The sequence below is a fragment of the Hydrogenophaga crocea genome, assembly GCF_011388215.1.
Taxonomy (GTDB): domain Bacteria; phylum Pseudomonadota; class Gammaproteobacteria; order Burkholderiales; family Burkholderiaceae_C; genus Hydrogenophaga; species Hydrogenophaga crocea.
The window spans coordinates 3,077,986-3,095,522 of the sequence record NZ_CP049989.1 but is presented as its reverse complement, the minus strand read 5'-3'; the positions used below and the strand labels follow the sequence as shown (position 1 = coordinate 3,095,522).

Annotated in this window: 12 protein-coding genes; 3 read left to right on the top strand and 9 right to left on the bottom strand. The window is 72.4% G+C overall.

Annotated elements, in window-relative coordinates; genetic code table 11:
• Position 1 precedes the first annotated feature (1 nt).
• From atzF to pyrF, 6 genes are all read right to left on the bottom strand, one after another.
• Positions 2-1,717: an allophanate hydrolase gene (atzF, locus tag G9Q37_RS14545; RefSeq protein ID WP_166228208.1), complete on the bottom strand. Its 1,716-nt coding sequence runs from the start codon at positions 1,715-1,717 to the stop codon at positions 2-4.
• A 132-nt stretch (positions 1,718-1,849) separates the two neighbouring features.
• Positions 1,850-2,464 (bottom strand): glutathione S-transferase family protein, encoded by a 615-nt coding sequence (locus G9Q37_RS14540; RefSeq protein ID WP_166228206.1) that lies wholly within the window; start codon positions 2,462-2,464, stop codon positions 1,850-1,852.
• Entirely contained in the window at positions 2,461-3,177 is a 717-nt protein-coding gene (locus G9Q37_RS14535; RefSeq protein ID WP_166228204.1) for a glutathione S-transferase family protein, read from the bottom strand. Before G9Q37_RS14535 ends, G9Q37_RS14540 begins: the two co-directional genes overlap by 4 nt.
• Positions 3,178-3,311: 134 nt before the next feature.
• Positions 3,312-4,748 carry a DUF1501 domain-containing protein gene (locus G9Q37_RS14530; protein ID WP_166228202.1) on the bottom strand — a complete coding sequence of 479 codons (1,437 nt, stop codon included), beginning with the start codon at positions 4,746-4,748 and terminating at the stop codon, positions 3,312-3,314.
• Between the two features lie 10 nt (positions 4,749-4,758).
• Positions 4,759-6,624 (bottom strand): DUF1800 domain-containing protein, encoded by a 1,866-nt coding sequence (locus G9Q37_RS14525; RefSeq protein ID WP_166228200.1) that lies wholly within the window; start codon positions 6,622-6,624, stop codon positions 4,759-4,761.
• Positions 6,625-6,773: 149 nt separating this feature from the next.
• On the bottom strand, positions 6,774-7,616 hold the full coding sequence (gene pyrF / locus G9Q37_RS14520) for an orotidine-5'-phosphate decarboxylase (protein WP_166228198.1): 843 nt from the start codon (positions 7,614-7,616) through the stop codon (positions 6,774-6,776).
• A gap of 73 nt (positions 7,617-7,689) precedes the next feature.
• Here pyrF and G9Q37_RS14515 point away from each other — a divergent pair, with 73 nt between their 5' ends.
• Positions 7,690-8,583, top strand: a complete 894-nt coding sequence (locus tag G9Q37_RS14515; protein WP_166228196.1) for a DMT family transporter — start codon at positions 7,690-7,692, stop codon at positions 8,581-8,583.
• 3 nt (positions 8,584-8,586) lie between these two features.
• On the opposite strand, the gene G9Q37_RS14510 is transcribed toward G9Q37_RS14515, so the two are convergent.
• From G9Q37_RS14510 to tsaB, 3 genes are read right to left on the bottom strand one after another with little or no spacing between them, the layout of a single operon-like run.
• Complete coding sequence (locus tag G9Q37_RS14510; protein ID WP_166228194.1) at positions 8,587-9,441, bottom strand: uracil-DNA glycosylase; 855 nt, start codon at positions 9,439-9,441, stop codon at positions 8,587-8,589.
• Complete coding sequence (gene rimI, locus G9Q37_RS14505) at positions 9,438-10,001, bottom strand: ribosomal protein S18-alanine N-acetyltransferase (RefSeq protein ID WP_166228191.1); 564 nt, start codon at positions 9,999-10,001, stop codon at positions 9,438-9,440. The genes G9Q37_RS14510 and rimI overlap by 4 nt, the downstream gene beginning before the upstream one ends.
• Positions 9,998-10,780, bottom strand: coding sequence for a tRNA (adenosine(37)-N6)-threonylcarbamoyltransferase complex dimerization subunit type 1 TsaB (gene tsaB, locus G9Q37_RS14500; RefSeq protein WP_166228189.1), 783 nt, complete (start codon positions 10,778-10,780; stop codon positions 9,998-10,000). The genes rimI and tsaB overlap by 4 nt, the downstream gene beginning before the upstream one ends.
• Positions 10,781-10,815: 35 nt before the next feature.
• Between tsaB and dacB the strand changes: the two genes are divergently transcribed.
• Together dacB and G9Q37_RS14490 are read left to right on the top strand one after the other, a co-directional pair.
• On the top strand, positions 10,816-12,312 hold the full coding sequence (gene dacB, locus G9Q37_RS14495; RefSeq protein WP_166231326.1) for a D-alanyl-D-alanine carboxypeptidase/D-alanyl-D-alanine endopeptidase: 1,497 nt from the start codon (positions 10,816-10,818) through the stop codon (positions 12,310-12,312).
• 133 nt (positions 12,313-12,445) lie between these two features.
• Positions 12,446-17,530: a DUF6531 domain-containing protein gene (locus G9Q37_RS14490; RefSeq protein WP_166228187.1), complete on the top strand. Its 5,085-nt coding sequence runs from the start codon at positions 12,446-12,448 to the stop codon at positions 17,528-17,530.
• The last annotated feature ends 7 nt before the right edge of the window (positions 17,531-17,537 follow it).

Here is a 17,537-nt window from a genome sequence, read left to right as displayed (position 1 = left end):
ATCAGGCGGTGGCGGCCGGCGCGCTGCGCGCGGCCTGCGCGAGGTAGTTGCGCCAGCCGCCGTGGCCGGTGATGTCGAGTGCGCCCAGCGTGGCCTGCTGTTCGCAGACGAAGCCCTGCACGCGCTCGCCGTTGACGAGGTCCAGCGTGCCGATGCCCAGCGGCGCGGGGATCAGGGCGACGAAGCTGCCGTAGTGGCGCAGCGGCATGTCCCAGACCTCGACCGCGATCGGCGCGCCCTGGCCCGGTGCCACGCGCACCAGACCGGGTTTGGGCGGCGTGGTGCCGGGCAGCGCGTAGAAGCGGTAGTCGGCGCTGGTGAAGGTGCTGGTGATCAGGCGCGCGTCGCGCTCGGTGAGCTGGGCGTTGAGCGGCATGCCGCTCAGGTGCGCGCCCACCACCGCGAGCTTCACGCGGGGCTCGGGGGCATCGAGTGGCAGGGCTTCGGGCGCGGGCAGCGGTTCGCCGGTGGCGCCCTGGGTGAGACCGCTGGCGTGGTGCAGGCGCTGGCCCAGCTCGAGCAGCGGCCAGTCCATGCCCGCAGGCGCGATCAGCGTCACGCCGAAGGGCAGGCCGTCGGGCCGCAGGCTGACGGGCACCGCGAGCGCCGCGTGGTCGAGCAGGTTGACGAAGTTGGTGTACGCCCCGAGCGCGCGGTTGAGCGCCACCGGGTCGGCCTGCATGTCGGCGATGGCCACGTGGCGCGGTGCGGTCGGCACCACCATCACGTCGAAGGCCCGCCAGGCCTGGCGCGTCTGTTGCGACAGTGCCTGCAGCCTGACCTGCGCCTCGCACCAGTCGGCCGCCGAGTAGCCGCGGCCCTTGGCCACGATGCTGCGCACGGGTTCGATCACCTGGTCTTCGTGGGCGTCGAAGAAGGCGCGGATGGCGGCGTAGCGCTCGGCCACCAGCGCGCTTTCATAGAGCAGGTCGGCGGCTTCGGCGAAGGGGCGGTAGGTGAAGCGCACGGGCTCGCCGCCCAGGGCCTGCAGCTGCGCGATGGCCTGCTCGAAGGCGGCGCGGCTGGGCGCGTCGCAGGCCGAGAGGTCGTCGGGCACGCCGAAGCGGAAGCGGCGACCCCAGGGCTGGCGCACCAGCGCGAGCTCGCGCGAGTACGGGTCTTGTGCATCGGGCGCGGCGATCTGGGTCAGCACGCGCGCGGCGGTGGCCACGGTGCGCGCGAACACCGACACGCAGTCGATGCTCTGCGCGGCGGGCACCACGCCCCGGGCGCTCACCAGGCCGCGTGAGGGCTTCAGGCCGACGATGTTGTTCAGGCCCGCGGGCACGCGGCCCGAGCCGGCGGTGTCGGTGCCGAGCGAGAAATCGACCTCGCCGCGCGCCACCACCACGGCCGAGCCGGAACTGGAGCCGCCCGAGACCAGCGCCGGGTCGAAGCTGTTGGGCACGGCCCCGTACGGGGAGCGCGTGCCGTTGAGACCGCAGGCGAACTGGTCGAGGTTGGTCTTGCCGACCAGCGTGGCCCCGGCGTCGAGCAGGCGCTGCACCACGGTGGCGTGGGCGGTGGGCGTGTGCGCGAAAGCGGGGCAGGCCGCGGTGGTGGGCCAGCCGGCCACGTCGATGTTGTCCTTGACCGCGAAGCGCAGGCCCGCGAGCGGGCCGCTGGCCGCGCCGCTCAGGGGCTGGGGCGGTTGGTGCAGCCAGGCGGTCTGCCAGGCCGCGGCCGGGGCACGGGGGGTGGAATCGGTTGGCACCATCTTGGGTCATCCCATCTTGGATACAAGATGTGAGGCAAGACCAATGCCAACCCGTGGCGCGGCACGGTGGCCAGCCGCCAGCCGGCAGGCCGGCCCGGGCCGCGGGGCGAGGGGCAGGGGCGGCGGGAGGGATCAGGCCGCCGAGGGGCGGGCGGCCATCCGGTCGCGCCAGGCCGCCAGCGCGGGCAGGCCCAGCTCGGCCGGCTTCCACTTGAGCAGGCGCGCGAACTCGATGGTGCAGAAGGCCGTGATGTCGGCGATGGTGAAGCGCTCGCCCGCGACCCAGGGCTGGCGCTGCAGTTGCGCGTCGAGCCAGCGCAGGGTCTCGAGCGCCTTGGCCTGCTGCGAGGCGCCGAAGTCGGGGAACTGCGGCTGTTCGAGCACCGCGAGCCCCGGGTGCTGGTGGCGGATCGCCTGGGCCAGCGGCAGCGTGATGGACCACTCCACCTGGCGGTCGGCCATCTCGATGAAGGCGCGCTCCTCGGCGTTGCGGCCCATGAGGTCGGGCTCGGGGTGCAGGCCTTCGAGGTAGGTGCAGATCGCGCGCGACTCGCTCAGCACGCGGCCGTCGCCGAGTTCGAGCACGGGGATGCGCGCCATCGGGCCGCGCGAGAGCAGCGGGTGCGCGCGGTGCTCGTGCGCGTTGATGTCGACCAACACCTGCTCGATGCCGGTGATGCCCTTCTCGGCGATGAACATCTGCACGCGGCGCGGGTTGGGGGCGCGCTCGGACACGTAGAGCTTCATGCCGCGCCCCCGGGTTTGAGGCTCTGGCCGGTCTCCATGAGCTTGCGCGCGTCTTCGGCGAAGCGCTGCGCCGCGGCCTCGCCGTCGCGCGAGAGGTCGACCGCCGGGGCCGGGCGTTCGATGCCGCGCTGCACCGCGGGCCGCGCGCGGATCGCGTCGCGCCAGCGCTTGAGGTGCGGCAGGTCGTCGATGTCCACGCCGGACCAGCGGTGCGTGCGCACCCAGGCCCAGTTGGCGATGTCGGCGATGGAATAGTCGCCCGCGAGGTACTCGTGCTCGCGCAGGTGGCCGTCGAGCACGCGAAACAGGCGCTTGCTCTCGCCCTGGTAGCGCTCGATCACCGCGGGGATCTTCTCGGGGAAGTAGCGGAAGAACACATTGGCCTGGCCCATCATGGGCCCGATGCCGCCCATCTGGAACATCAGCCACTGCATCACGCGCGAGCGGCCCTTCGCATCGGCGGGCATGAGGCGGCCGGTCTTCTCGGCCAGGTAGACCAGCACCGCGCCCGACTCGAACACCGCGAAGCCGCCGGCCTCGCGGTCGACGATGGCGGGGATGCGGCCGTTGGGGTTGATGGCCAGGAAGGCCGGCGTCTTCTGCTCGCCCTTCGTGAGGTCGAGCACGTGCAGTTCGTAGGGCAGGCCCAGCTCCTCGAGCGCGATCGAGGCCTTGTGGCCATTGGGCGTGGCGGCGGTGTAGAGGTCGATCATGGCCGCATGTTAGTGTGCTGTCCCGCCAATAGCCGACGTTTCGTTCGATGGATGCGGCGCAGCGAAACGTCGGCTATTGGCGGGACAGCACACCAAGCGCGACACCGCGCGGGCGGTGTCGGCTGCGCGACCGCTCAGGCCATGAAGCCCAGGTCCACCGGGTAGTCGGTGCCGCCGAAGTTGCCGATGTGCGGCAGGATCTGGCCCAGCTCGGCGTTGCTCACGCCGAACCAGCGCGCCAGCGTGGCCGCGTACTGGTCGACCGAGGTGCTGGGCAGCAGCCGGCCCTGGCCCACGTGCCACTGGTCGAAGGCGTCGCTGGTGCTGTTGGTGACGCTCACCGGCGGCGCCTTGCCCACGAAGCGCGCGCCCTGCACCGCGCCGCCCACCACGAAGTGGTGCGAGCCCCAGCCGTGGTCCGAGCCGTCGCCGTTGGAGGTGAGCGTGCGGCCGAAGTCCGAGGCGGTGAAGGCCGTGACGCTGTTGGCCACGCCGAGCTGCACCGTGGCGTCGTAGAAAGCGCTGAGCGCGCCGCTCAACTGGCCCATGAGGTTGGCCTGACCGCTGATGAGGTTGTCGTGCAGGTCGAAGCCGCCCATGGACACGAAGAACACCTGGCGCTTGGTGCCCAGCACGTTGCGCGCAGCGATCAGGCGCGCCACCAGGCGCAGCTGGTTGGCCAGGCCGTTGTTGGCGGGGAAGGCGTTGAACGGCGCGTTGGCGGCGGGGAACTGGTTGAGCGCGTTGGTGAGCGCGCCCTCGGTGCTGTAGGCGCGCGCCGTCACCAGGTTGTATTCGTTCTCGAGCACGTGGCTGCGCGACTGCAGCGCGAGCGTGGTCATGGCCGCGCGCACCTGGGCCGAACCGTACACGTTGCCGTTGAGGCTGTTGATGCGCACCGCGCCGTTGCTGCTCACCTGGTAGCTCAGCGCCTGGTCGCCCGAGAGGAACACGGTGTTGCCCGCGACCGAGATGCAGGTGAGCACGTTGTTGGTGTTGGAGGACCGCGCGAGGTCGCCGGTCTGGCCGCCCCAGCCGGTGGTGGTGCCTTCGGGGGCCGAGGTCATCCACACCGATTGCTGGTCGTTGTGCGAGAACAGCTTGGGCGGCTTGGGGTAGAGCACGTTGTTGCTGCTGTTGTACTGCTGGCGCGTGAGCGGCACCACCAGCGGCCCCACGTTGAGCTGCACCGCGGCCACGCCGCCGTTGAACAGGCCGGCCAGGCCGGTCATGGCGGGGTGTAGCGCGTACTGCTTGCCGTCGGGCAGCGGCGTGGTGGGGTTGAGCACCGTGGCCGCGAGGTCGGCGCGCGGGATGGCGATGCCGCCGCGGATGGTGGCGTACTGGCTGTGGCTCGTGGTGTCGTAGTTGATGACGGTGTTGGCGTAGTCGTTGCCGCCGAACAGGAACACGCAGACCAGGGCCTTGTAGTCGGTGGCGTCGAAGGCCGCGGCCTCGCCGATGGCCGCGAGGTTGAGCGCGGCGGGCAGGGCGGTGCCGGTGAAGGCGAGCTGGCCGGCGCGGCGCAGGAAGGCGCGGCGCGTGTGTTTGGCGGGGTCGATCAGGTACATGGCGGGGCCCTCACTTCTGAACCAGGTATTCGGGGCAGCCCATGACCAGCAGGATCGCGGCCCAGACGCGGCGGTTGCGCGCGTCGGCGCTGCTCGACGCGGTCAGCGGCGTGGCCTGCAGGGCATTGACGATCACGCTGCGCGTGGCGCTGCTGAGCTGGCCCGCGGTGAGCACGAGATCGAGGTGGTTGACCAGCGCGGTGGCGTCGAGCGCCAGCGCGAGTTCGGTCGCGTAGTTGGCCTTGACGTCGTACACGTAGTTGGTCCACGAGGCCTCGGGCACGGTCGGGTTGGGGCAGTTGATGCCGCGCTCGATCACGCCCTGCATGAAGTTGAGGTAGCCGCCCACGCTGGTTTCGTTGACGAGCTGGAACTCGGGCGCCGTGGCGTTGGCGTTGGCCATGGCGGTGCCGGGCGGCACGTAGCCGGGGCGGAAGAAGTTGAACACCGAGGGCGCGCGCAGCGGGCTCTGGCCCAGTTGCGTGCCGGCGTTGCTCAGCTCGAAGATCTTCCAGCTGCCCGCGGCCGAGGTGACCGAGAAGGTGCGCGCCCACTGGATGAAGCGCAGCATGGGCTCGCGCAGCCGGCCGTGCGTGGGGCTGGCGAGCGAGGCCGCGCCGCGCGCCTCGTCGTCGAGCAGGATGGCCAGCCACACGGCCTTGAGATCGCCGCGCACGCCCTTTCCGTTGTCGTTGAACTTGCGCGCCACGCGCTCGACGTAGCCCGGGCTCGGGTCGCTCGTGACCAGGCGCTGGATCATCTGGCGCGCGAAGAACGGGCCCACGTTGGGGTGGTTGAACAGCGTGTCGAGCGCGGTCTGCAGCGCCGCGCGGCCCGGCGTGCCCGCGGGCACCACCGCGCCGAGAAAGCGCGCTTCGAGCGTGGAATGGCGGTTCTCGCGCAGGCTCATGGGCTTGCGCGCGAAGGCGCTCGATTCCACGGTGTAGCTCTGGCCCGGCGGGGTGATGCGCACGCCGTCGGAGGTGTCGAAGTCCCAGCCCGTGAACACGCGGGCGAGGTGGGTCACGTCGTCTTGCGTGTAGGTCTCGATCGGACGGCCGCCGCTCAGGCGCGGCGTGCCGTCGATGTTGAGTTCGAGCAGGCCGATGGTGAAGAGCTGCATCACCTCGCGCGCGTAGTTCTCGTCGGGCACGCGGCCGGTGGCGGGGTTTTCCTTCTGGTTGCCCTTGGTGTTGAGGAACCAGCCCATCGCGGGGTGCAGGGTCACGTCTTCGAGCAGCTGGCGGAAGTTGCCGAAGGCGTTGCGCACCAGCATGTCCCACCAGGCCGCGTAGGCGTGGCTGCGCCAGGTGAACTCGGCCGAGGTCATCGAGGTGACGAAGAGCTCGGAAAGCGCGAGCGCGCAGCGCTTGCGCATCATGTCCGGGCCGCTGAGCAGCTGGGCCCAGATCATGAAATCGGCCGGGTAGGTGTTGAAGTAGTAGTTGTTGCTGTTGTTGGCGCCGTAGCCGCGCGCCTCGAGCCAGTCCCAGCCGCTGGAGCGCAGCGGCTGCTGGAACTGGCGCGCGAGCCACATGGGGTAGCCCTCGCCGCGCAGCGCGGCGATCTCGGCGCGCGTGGACGAGAACTGCGCCTGCTGCAGGAAGCGCGCGGCCTCGGCGTCGCTGGCCGGGGCGAGGCTGCTGTAGCCCGCGGTGGAGAAGTCGACCACCGGCACGAAGGGCGTTTCGTCGGCCGAGCCGCCGCCCGAGCCGCCGCCGCCGCCGCACGCGGCCAGCGCCGCCGCCGCGGCCACGCCCGCCGCGGCCTTCAGCGCGCGGTCGCTGCCGGCCTCGGGCCCGGCCGCGGCCTGCGCCGCCGCCGCGTCATCCGCGATGCATCCGTCGGTCCAGGCGTCCTGTTCCTTCGCTGCCATGCTCCACCTCCTGATCGATGGGGCGCGAGTCTAGGCAGGCGTGATGGCGCCGTGAGAGCAGGTTGCGAGTCGTTACAGACGGTTGTCGCGGCGCCGCGCCAGCCGCTGGACGGCATACCACTAGGGGGTATGCCAAGGCCGCTTGTCGTTCAGAGGCTGCGCGCGGCGTGCAATTCCGCACGCGTGCGCTCGGCCGCGGCGCGCGCGGCGGCGGCGAAGTCGTCGCCCGCCGACGCGTAGAGGATGGCGCGCGAGGAATTCACCACCACCGGGCCGGTGATGGTGTCGCCCTGCATGCGCAGGCCGGCGCGCACCGTGGCCGCGGCGTCGCCGCCCTGCGCCCCCACGCCGGGGATCAGCAGGGGCAGCGTGGGCGCGAGCGCGCGCACGCGCTCGATCTCGTTGGGGTAGGTGGCGCCCACCACGAGGCCGAGCTGGCCGTTGAGGTTCCAGGGCCCTTGCGCGAGCCGCGCCACGTGTTCGTAGACCAGGGGCTGGCCGTCGATGGAGGCCAGGCGCTGGGCCTGCAGGTCGTCGCCGCCGGGGTTGGAGGTGCGGCACAGCAGGAACGCGCCCTTGCCGTGGTGCTTGAGGTAGGGCTGCACCGAATCGAAACCCATGAAGGGCGAGAGCGTGACAGCGTCGGCGCCGTAGCGCTCGAAGGCCTCGATGGCGTATTGCTCGGCGGTGCTGCCGATGTCGCCGCGCTTGGCGTCGAGGATCACGGGCACCTGCGGCGCGCTGCGGTGGATGTGGGCGATCAGGCGTTCGAGCTGGTCTTCGGCGCGGTGCGCGGCGAAGTAGGCGATCTGCGGCTTGAAGGCGCAGGCCAGGTCGGCGGTGGCGTCGACGATGGCGGCGCAGAAGTCGTGGATGCGCGAGGCGTCGTTGCGGAAGCGGCCGGGGAACTTCGCCGGGTCCGGGTCGAGGCCCACGCACAGCAGACTGGTGTTGGCGCGCGTGGCGGCCTGCAACTGGTCGATGAAGGTCATGGGCCGATTTTAGGTGGGGCCTTGTAGCGGGCGCGACCGGGCCGGCGCCGGCGGGCCGCTAGCATCCGCGCCCATGCATTCGATCTCCCGCCAGCACCTGGTCCTGCTCGTCCTGCTCACGCTCATCTGGGGCGTCAACTGGCCCATCATGAAGGTGGGCATCATGGGCTACCACCCGCTGAGCTTTCGCGTGCTGAGCATGTGGATCGGCCTGCCGGTGCTGGGCCTGGTGCTGGTGTGGCGCAAGGTGCCGTTTCGCGTGGCGCGCGAGCACTGGGGCCCGCTGGTGTGGCTCACGGTGTTCAACATGCTGGTGTGGCACACGCTCGCGGTGCTGGCGGTGCAGTCGCTCTCCAGCGGGCGCGCGGCCATTCTGGGCTACACCATGCCGGTGTTCTCCGCCATCGTGGGCGCGGTGTGGTTCGGCCAGCGCCTGCCCTGGCGCGCCTGGGCCGGCGTGGCGGCCGCCGCGCTGGGCGTGACGCTGCTGCTCTGGCACGAATTCGTGCGCCTGTCGGGCGCGCCGCAAGGCGTGGCCATGATGCTGGTGGCCGCGGCCGTGTGGGCCGTGGGCACGCAGATGATGCGGCGCACCACGCTGCCCTATTCCACGCTCACGCTGTGTTTCTGGATGACCGTGGTGGCCACGGTCTGGATGAGCTTCATGGCCTGGCTGCTCGAGCGCCACCTGTGGACGGCGCTGCCCTCGCCCACGGTGTGGGCCACCATCGTCTACAACGCGCTCGGCGTGTTCGCGTTCGCGCAGGTGGCCTGGCTGATCCTGGCGCGCGACCTGCCGCCGATCGCGTCGACCCTGAGCGTGATGATGATCCCGGTGCTGGGCGTGTTCACCGGCGCGTGGTGGCTGGGCGAGGTGCTGCACTGGCAGGACTGGGCCGCCGTGGTGCTGATCATGGTGGCCATCGCATCGGTGTTGTGGCCCGCGCGCGCCGCCGGGGCGCGCTGAGCCTCACTGCGCCATCGCCATGCACAGATCGGCCCAGGCCTTGGCCTTGTCGATCGGCGTGCGCAGCAGGTAGGCCGGGTGGTAGGTGACGATCACCGGCACGCCTTCGTAGTGGTGCACGCGGCCGCGCAGGCGGCCGATGGGCTCGGTGGTCTTGAGCAGCGACTGCACCGCGAAGCGCCCCATGGCGATGATGAGCCGCGGCTTCACGAGCGCCACCTGGCGCGCGAGGTAGGGCTCGCAGCGCAGCACCTCTTCGGGCGCGGGGTTGCGGTTGGCCGGCGGGCGGCACTTGAGCACGTTGGCGATGTACACGCTGCGCGCGGCCTCGTCGCTGGTGCGCGAGCGGCCGCAGGCGCGCAGCATGGCGTCGAGCAATTGACCGGCCGCGCCCACGAAAGGCTCGCCCTGGCGGTCTTCGTTCTCACCCGGGGCCTCACCCACGATCATCCAGTCGGCCTGCGTGTGGCCGACGCCGAAGACGGTGTTGCGGCGCGATTCGCACAGGCCGCAGGCGCGGCAGCCGGCCACGGCCTCGCGCAGCGCGGGCCAGTCGAGGGTGGCGATGTCGGCGCGCGCGGCGACCGTGGCGGGGGCAGCCGCGGCGGCGATGACGGGCGCTGCAGCAGGTGCCGCGGTGGGCGCCTGGACCGGGGCAGGTGCCGGGTGGCGGGCCGCGGACACCGCGGGCGGCGCCGGCTCGGCCACCACCGGGGCGGCCGGCGGTTCGGGGTCTGCCGCGGTGGCGGTGGCGGCCGCGGGCCGGGGCTTGGGCAGCCACAGTTTCACGCCCATCTCGGCCAGCATCGCGCGCTGGCGGGCATCGAGTTCGCGCACCCAGCGGTCGTCGGCGGTCATGCCTGCGGCTCCGGCGCGTGCAGCGGCAGTTTCATCACGATCGCGTCCTCGCGCTGCGTGCCCGACAGCGGGTAGTAGGCGCGGCGCAGACCCACGGCCTCGAAGCCGCAGCGTTCGTACAGCCGCCGCGCGGGTGCGTTGCTCTGGCGCACCTCGAGCCACAGCGTGTGCGCGCCTTCGCCGCGCGACCAGAGGGCGAGCGCGTCCATCAGCACCCGGGCCCAGCCCTGGCGCTGGTGCGCCGGCGCCACCGTGATGTTGAGCAGGTGCACCTCGTCCACGCCGCGCATGGCCACCAGGTAACCCAGCAGGCACAGGCCGTCGTCGCGCACCGGGAAGGGCTGTTCGCCAGGCAGCACCTGGCCCAGCAGCAGCACCGCCCGGTGGCCGGCCTGCAGCGAATCGCGGAAATGCTTGCGCGTCCAGGGGTGGCCGTAGGCACGGGTCTCGATGGCGTGCACCGCCTCCAGGTCGGCCTCGGTCATGGGCGCGAAGCGCACCGCGCGTTCGCTGGCCGCGGCCTGGGCCGGCAGGGGAAGGTCGGCGCAGGCGGTGGTCATGCGCTGCCCTCGCGTTCGGCCGTGGTGCGCGCGACCTTGTCGCGCACGTACAGCGGCAGCGCGTCGCGCGCGGCCACGGCGCGGCCCGCGGCCAGCAGGCCGGGCGCCAGGCGCAGCAGCGCCTCGGCCGTGGGCAGGGCGCTGCGGCGCTGGCCGTTCAGCTGGCCCAGCGCGTCGCCGTACACGCCGAAGGCGTTGCCCGCGAGCAGGGTGTCGGGGCCGTCCAGGCCCTGGTCGGCCAGCCAGCCCGCGAGCGCCGCGGGCGCGCACAGGCGCGCCGGTGCGATCTCGACCAGGCCCTGCGGCGTGTGCGCGTAGGCCGCCACATAAAGCTCGTCCATGCGCGCGTCGAGCAGCGCGGCGGTGTGGCGCGGCGCGGGGTGGCCGTCGGCCGCGTGGTCGGCGCGCGCCTGCTCGGCCAGCGCGAGCAGCGTGTCCACCGGCAACAGCGGCAGCCCGTGCGGGTGGCGCGCATTGCGTGTGCCGTAGGCCAGGCCCTGGGCCACGGCGCAGGCCGTGCGCAGGCCGGTGAACGAGCCGGGCCCGCGGCCGAAGGCGATGGCATCGAGATCGCCGAGCCGCCAGCCCGCGGCGTCGAGCAGGGCCTGCACCTGGGGCAGCAGCGTGGTCGAGGCCTGGGCGCCACCGGCGCCGCTGAAGCGGTGCAGCGCGCCGCCCGGCCGTGCCTCGCCCAGCGCGAGCGACAGCGTGTCGGTGCTGGTCTCGATGGCCAGGAAGCGCGCGCTTGCGGGCGGGTGATCGGGCAGGGCAGGGGGCATCGGGCGATTATCCCCGGCCGATAATCCCGGGCGTGATGATCCGCCACCGCCTGCTGTCCGCCGCGCTGGGGTGCTGTGCCGCCCTGGTGTCCGTCCTGAGCCCCGCCGCCCACGCCCAGGGCCCGTCGCTCGAGGAACTGCCTGCGCCGGTGCTGGCCGCGCTGCAGCGCGCCCAGGTGCCGCCGAGCGCGTTCTCGGCCGTGGTGGCGCCGGTGAGCGGGGCCGAGGCGCGGCTGCGGCACCAGTCGGCCGCGCCGGTGAACCCGGCCTCGGTGATGAAGCTCGTCACCACCTACGCCGCGCTCGACCTGCTGGGCCCCGAGCACACCTGGCGCACGCGCTTCTACACCGACGGCGCGGTCGATGGCGGTGCGCTGCGCGGCAACCTCTACATCCGCGGCGGCGGTGATCCCAAGTTCGTGCTCGAACGCATCCAGGCCGCTTTCGAGGCGCTGCAGGCCCAGGGCGCGCGCGTGATCCTGGGCGACCTGGTGCTCGACCACAGCGCCTTCGACCTGCCCCCGAGCGACCCCGGCGCCTTCGACGGCGAGGCCCTGCGGCCCTACAACGCCACGCCCGACGCGCTGCTGGTCAACTTCAAGTCGCTGATCCTCAAGTTCGTGCCCGACCCCGCGGCCGGCGTGGCGCGCGTGCTCAGCGAGCCGCCCATGGCCGGCATGCAGATCGACGCCACCGTGCCGCTGGCCAACGCCGCCTGTGGCGACTGGCGCGGTGCGCTGCGCGCGCGCTTCGACGACCCGGCACGCATCTACTTCGAAGGCCGCTACCCCTCGCGCTGCGGCGAAGGCCAGTGGCCCGTGGCCTACCAGGAGCCGTCGAGCTACGCGGCGCGCGCCCTCGAAGGCCTGTGGCGCAGCTCGGGCGGCCTGCTCACGGGCCGCGTGCGCGAAGGCCTGGTGCCGGCCGGGGCCACGCTGCTGCTCGACGCGCCCTCGCTGCCGCTGTCGGAGATCCTGCTCGACGTGAACCAGTGGAGCAACAACGTGATGGCGCAGCAGGTGTTCCTCACCCTCGGCCAGCTCGCGCCGCAGGCCACGCCGCTGCCCGGCGCGGGGCCCTTGCCGCTGCCGCAGCCGCGCAGCGGCTTCGCGCAGGCGCGCCAGGTGCTGCTCGGCTGGTGGCAGCGCACCTTCGGTCCCGCGGTGCCCGCGCCCGTGCTCGAGAACGGCTCGGGCCTCTCGCGCGACGAGCGCATCACGCCCGAGGCGCTGGCCCTGCTGCTGCGCCACGCGGCGCGCCATCCGCGCGCCGAGGCCTTCGTCGCCTCGCTGCCCGTGGCCGGTGTCAGCGGCACCGCCAAGCGCTACGCGAGCGATCCGCGCAACCCGGCCAACGGCCGGGCGTGGCTCAAGACCGGCACGCTGCGCGACGTGACCGGCATCGCGGGCTATGTCAACGCGGCCAATGGCACGCGCTACGTGCTCGTGGCCTTCGTGAACCACCCCAACGCGGGCGCGGCGCGGCCCGCGCTCGACGCGCTGGTGGAGTGGACCGCGCGCCTGCCCGACTGAACGAACGCCTGTTCAGTGGTTCGGATGATGGCGTGATGCTTGCGCCCGCAAGCCCTGGAACGCGGCCGGCCTGACTAGCATCCGCGCCGCTGTGTCGAGGCCGTCCGGCCCGCCGGCACCCAGGGAGTGAGACATGGACCAGCGCCTGCGCCGCGCGGGCTTGCGCTCGCGTTGTGGCGGTTTTCTCCTGGCCCTCGCGGTGGCATGGGCCGTGGCCGCGCCCGCCGGGGCCGCAGCGACCGCCTGCGACCCCACCCAGATGTGCTGCGCCGGCGGCGACGGCGCGGGTCTGGGCAGCCCCTGCGGCGGCGCGGGCGTGGCCACGCTGGGCAATGCCTCGGGCACCGACCAGGGCGTGGGCAACCCCATCCACGTCATCGGCGGCAACAAGCACCAGCGCGAGGTCGATATGGCCGCGCTGCCCGGCGTGCTCGGGCTCGAACTCGTGCGCCACTACAACAGCGCCGAACACGGCAAAGGCGTGCTCGGGCGCGGCTGGCGGCTGAGCTACGAGAGCGAACTCAGCGTGCGCGGCGACGGCCTGCAGATCGTGCAGGGCGACGGCACGCGGCTGCGCTTCGAGCGCGTGCCCCAGCGCCCCGACACCTACCGCACCCGCGAGCCCCTGCAAGGCCGGGTGCGCGCGCAGGCCGTGGCCGGCGGCACCCAACACGTCTGGACCTGGGCCGACGGCCGCGAACTGCGCTTCAACCGCCAGGGCCGGCTCGAACAGATCCGCGTGCCCAGCGGCGAATTCCTGAGCCTGCGCCACGACGAACGCGGCTGGCTGCGCGAGGTCATCGACCCCGCGGGGCGGCGGCTGGTGCTGCACTACCCGGGCCGCCGCGGCGAACACCGCGAAGACCCCAGCGAAGGGGGCTTCCGCGGCGTGTACGCCATCGACACCCCCGTGGGCCGTTTCGGCTACGCGCACGGCGCCGCGCTGCCCGCGGGCTCGCGCGCCGACCCGCGCGAAAGCATCGCCAGCCTGGTGCGCGTCACCGCCCCCGCCGCCGCGGGCCTGCCCGCGCGCGTGCGCCACTACCACCACGAAGACCCGCGCTGGCCCGTGCTGCTCACCGGCATCAGCGAACAGCAGGGCGAGCCGCCCTCGCAGCGCCTGAGCACCTGGGCCTACGACGCACAGGGCCGCGCCGTGCTCAGCTTCAAGGGTGAGCGCCGCGCCGGTGCGCCCGGCCTCGAACAGGTGCAGCTGCAATGGCTGCCCGCGCACGGCGGCCGCGCCGGCCAGGGCCACACCCGGCTCACCAACAGCCTGGGCCAGACCACCGACTACACCACGGCCCTCGTGGCGGGCCAGCCGCGCATCCTGCAGGTGCGCGGCGCGGGCTGCGCCGCCTGCGGGCCGGCCAACGTGCGCTACGCCTATGACCGCCTGGGCCGGCTCGTCGAAGAAACCCGGCTCGACGCGCGAGGCCGGCCCGTGCTCACCCAGCGCAGCGAGCGCGACGCGCAGGGCCGCGTCACGCAGCGCAGCCTCGTGCGCTACCGCCGCGGCCGGCCCCTGCCCGCGCAATGGCGCGTGCGCTACGCCTACGCGCCGCTCGACACGACCGACCCCGACGCGCTGCCCGAGCCGCAGCCGCTGCGCATCGAGCGCCCGAGCGTGGTGGCGGGGCGGGTGCACACGCTGCGTTTGGCCTACAACGCGGCGCGGCAGCTGCTGCGGGTGGACGAGAGCGGGTACAGCCCGGTGGACGGGCAAGGCCGCGTCGTGCCCAACGGCGTGGCGATCGAACGCAGCACCGGATACGGCTACGCGACGATCAACGGGCGCAGCGTGCGGGTGCAACAGGACGGGCCCTTGCCCAACGGGCCGCTGAACAGCCCGGCCGACTCGGACATCACGCGCTACGGCTGGGACGCGCGCGGCGATCGGGTGGTGCAGATCACAGGGCCGGGGGGTGAGGGGGTGCGGGTGGGGCAGGAGGCCGACACCGGCCGTGTGCGCGAGCCACTGCCGCCCGTCCAGGCACCCGCGGCGCGGCCCGAGCCCCTCGCGGCCGATGACCGGCCGAACCCCGAGCGCGACGAACTCGGCCGTCCCGTGGCCTGGCGCAGCGCCGATGGCGCGCTCTTGCTGCAGGCCGCCTGGGGGCCGCTCGGCAGCGCCGCCGAACAACAGGCCCTGGAGATCGGTCATGCCCACGCCCAGGCCCGCCGCCTGATCGACGACTTCGGCCGCGTGGTGGCCATTCGCAACCCTGGCCAGGGCTGGCGGTTCGCGCAGCACGATGCGGCCGGGCGCGTCGTGCACACCACCGACCCGCGCGGCGCGCGCCAGCGCCTGGCCTGGGACCTGGCGGGCCGGCTGGTCCGCATCGAACGCTTCGCGCCGGGCGCCACCGAGCCCGAGCAGGTAGTGGAGCGCCGCCACGCGCAGGGGCGGCTCACCGAAGAAAGCGTGAGCGACGCCGACGGCACGCGCCGGCTTCGCTACACGCACGCGGCGAGCGGCGCGCTGGCGAGCGAGACGCTGCGCATCGAGCCGGCGGGTGCGCTCCAGGCGGTGCTGGCCCAGCCGCTGGTGTTCACGCTCGCGCACCGGCGCGACCCGGCCGGCCGCGCGCTGGGCCGCGTGCTCACCGACGCCACGGGCCAGGCGCTGGCGCTGACCCAGGCCCTCGACGCGAGTGGTCGGCCGGTGCGCCTCGCGGTCCAGGGCATGCTGCCCGGCGGGCTCGGCGGCGAGCGCGAGATCCTGGCCCGCATCGAATGGCAGGCGCCCGACGGCATGCCCTGGCGGCGCGCCCTCGCGCTCCACCACGGGGACGGCACGGTGGACCGCTACGACCCTGTGGTGCCGCGTGCGCCGCGCGGGCCCGGCCGCACGGCCGGCGAGGCGCTTGCCTATGGGCCTGCGGACCCGTCACCGCCCCTGCCGCCCCCCGGCCTGCACCACGACGCCGCCGGTCTGCCCGCGACCGTGCTGAGCGAACAGGGCCTGCAGCGGCTGCGCTGGAACGCGGCCGGGCAACTGGCGCACAGCGCACGCGACGACGGCGGCCACAGCCGCTACCTGTACGACCCGCGCGGCCGCCGCGTGCTCAAGCTGGTGACCGACGCCCGCGGCCACACGCACGCCGCCGTGAGCGTCTACGACGGCAGCCGCCTCGCTGCCGAGGCCGATGCGCGCGGCCGCGTGACCCACGCCTATGTGCACCTGGGCCACCGGCCGGTGGCGCAGATCGTGATGAACCCCGAGCGCGGCTGGCAGGCCTTGCAGGCCCTGGTCTTTGGGCCGCGCGTGCGGCACCTGCACACCGATGGCGTGGGCCGCGTGCAGCGCGCCACCGAGGCCGGGCAGACCGTGTGGCGCGACGAAGCGCCTTCGGGCCTGCACCAGCCGCTGCGCGACGTGGGCCAGGTGCACGACGACGACAGCGGCCTGGAGCAGCACGGCGCGCGCTTTTTCGAGGCGCGCGAAGGGCGCTTCATCAGCCCCGACCCGTCGGGCATCGCCGATGCCCTCCACGGCGTGCGGCCGCCGCAACTGCTCGATCTGTACGCCTACGCGGGCGGCCAGCCCGAGGCCTATTTCGACCCCGATGGCGCGGCCCGCCTCACCTACTACCTGATCGACACCGAGCCCGAGGCCGTGGCCGCGAGCACCGTGACCGGGCGCTGGGCCTTCTGGCTGCGCGACCTGCCGGGCGCGAACGCGCAGACGCAGGTGCTGTACGACCGCGGCGGCGGCTTCCTGGGGTCGGCGTCGAACCCGCTCGCGGGATCGGACACGGCCTTCGTGAGCGACACCTACGCGCGCTGGACACCGTCGGCACCGGGCAACGTGGACCCGGCCCTGGCCTTCGTTGCGTACTACGTCAACGACCTGATCTCGCCCGACAGCTTCACGCTCGACATCGAGGACGCCGCCGCGCTGCAACTGCTCGACGAACTGCAGACGCAGGGGGATGTGGTGCACAAGTACCTGGGTGGCGCCTGCCCGGGCAGCGACCGGCTGGTGCTGCCGCCCGTGCAACTGCGCGGCCTCGCCTTGTCGCCCGGCGGCGTTGCCGGCCAGAACGATGCCCCCGGCGGCCAGCGCGTGGACCAGGGCCAGGACAGCCTGAGCTGCCAGCAGGGCATGACGCCCGAGCGCGCCTTCCAGCGGCTCAAGCGCGCGGTGGAGCTCAAGGAATCGGGCGGCGCGGACTGCTCGCAGACCGGCTGCCCCGCGGGCACGCAGAACCCCGCGGGCACGCCCGCGAGCTACGGGCCGACGCAATTTGTGGTGTCTACGTTTGTGGATCGCTTGCTGACGTTTTCGGACATGCGCAAGCCGAGCACCAACAAGAACCTTGCGTTCCGCGTGTTGTTCGACAGCCAGGCAAGCATGACGGACGAGGAGCGGCGGCAATTGGGGTTTGTGGATGCGCAGGGGAGGGACAGCGAGTTGCGGCAGAGGCTCGACCGGGCCGCATGGCGGGCGGTCAATGTGGTCGGAGGCATCTACGCCGGAAAGCTCGTGCGTGGCTGGAGGGTTCGACTGAATGCAAGTACACCCATCTCACCGCCAGATCCAATTCAACTCCAACTTTTCGCGACCGAGACGGGTTTCAGCCACTCACCCGACAGCACAAGCAGCGAGGCGTACACGATGTACGTGAAGATGGTGAAGTGGGCGCAGATGGGGGAACTGATGGAGCGGTTTCTGGTGGATGGTGGTGGTGACCCCAATGCCGCCTATTCCCTGCTGCATCAGAGGTCGCTGGCGCAAACGCAAGAGGGCGTGAATCCGACGGTGGAGCAAAGGTTTGACAGCTTGTTGCTCGACCTGGGAATGAACCGGCGCGGCTTCCGCCCTTACCTGCGTCAGCGGATCTGGAACGAAGGCTGGCAGGGCTTTGCCACGGCGGCTGTGTTCATTGATCCTGTTGTCGAGGCTGCCTTATTGAAGAGTACCGACGCCTTGTTCAAGAGCCGCGAGAAGTTCGGCCTGATTTCGGATCGGGAGCTTCGATGGAAGTACGCGGCCTATCGCATCCAACACCCTGACGAATCTGAGTCGGACATCGTCGCGCGCGTGGGTTACTTCCACAACGCGGGGTCCGACGTTCGCGATCTCGTCGCCGCACGCAGCTTCGGCTATTCCAAAGGCCTGATGTCGATTTGGAGCGATACAACACAAGTTCCTTGCGCCCATATGGAGGTTTCGCGACTGTCGCTAGACCCGGGCCGGAAATCCGGTAAGTAGTCGGAGA

Excerpts from the sequence above, each read along its gene's own strand:
- atzF (WP_166228208.1), bottom strand. The coding sequence starts at position 1,717 with ATGGTGCCAACCGATTCCACCCCCCGTGCCCCGGCCGCGGCCTGGCAG.
- G9Q37_RS14540 (WP_166228206.1), bottom strand. The coding sequence starts at position 2,464 with ATGAAGCTCTACGTGTCCGAGCGCGCCCCCAACCCGCGCCGCGTGCAG.
- G9Q37_RS14535 (WP_166228204.1), bottom strand. The coding sequence starts at position 3,177 with ATGATCGACCTCTACACCGCCGCCACGCCCAATGGCCACAAGGCCTCG.
- G9Q37_RS14530 (WP_166228202.1), bottom strand. The coding sequence starts at position 4,748 with ATGTACCTGATCGACCCCGCCAAACACACGCGCCGCGCCTTCCTGCGC.
- G9Q37_RS14525 (WP_166228200.1), bottom strand. The coding sequence starts at position 6,624 with ATGGCAGCGAAGGAACAGGACGCCTGGACCGACGGATGCATCGCGGAT.
- pyrF (WP_166228198.1), bottom strand. The coding sequence starts at position 7,616 with ATGACCTTCATCGACCAGTTGCAGGCCGCCACGCGCGCCAACACCAGT.
- G9Q37_RS14515 (WP_166228196.1), top strand. The coding sequence starts at position 7,690 with ATGCATTCGATCTCCCGCCAGCACCTGGTCCTGCTCGTCCTGCTCACG.
- G9Q37_RS14510 (WP_166228194.1), bottom strand. The coding sequence starts at position 9,441 with ATGACCGCCGACGACCGCTGGGTGCGCGAACTCGATGCCCGCCAGCGC.
- rimI (WP_166228191.1), bottom strand. The coding sequence starts at position 10,001 with ATGACCACCGCCTGCGCCGACCTTCCCCTGCCGGCCCAGGCCGCGGCC.
- tsaB (WP_166228189.1), bottom strand. The coding sequence starts at position 10,780 with ATGCCCCCTGCCCTGCCCGATCACCCGCCCGCAAGCGCGCGCTTCCTG.
- dacB (WP_166231326.1), top strand. The coding sequence starts at position 10,816 with ATGATCCGCCACCGCCTGCTGTCCGCCGCGCTGGGGTGCTGTGCCGCC.
- G9Q37_RS14490 (WP_166228187.1), top strand. The coding sequence starts at position 12,446 with ATGGACCAGCGCCTGCGCCGCGCGGGCTTGCGCTCGCGTTGTGGCGGT.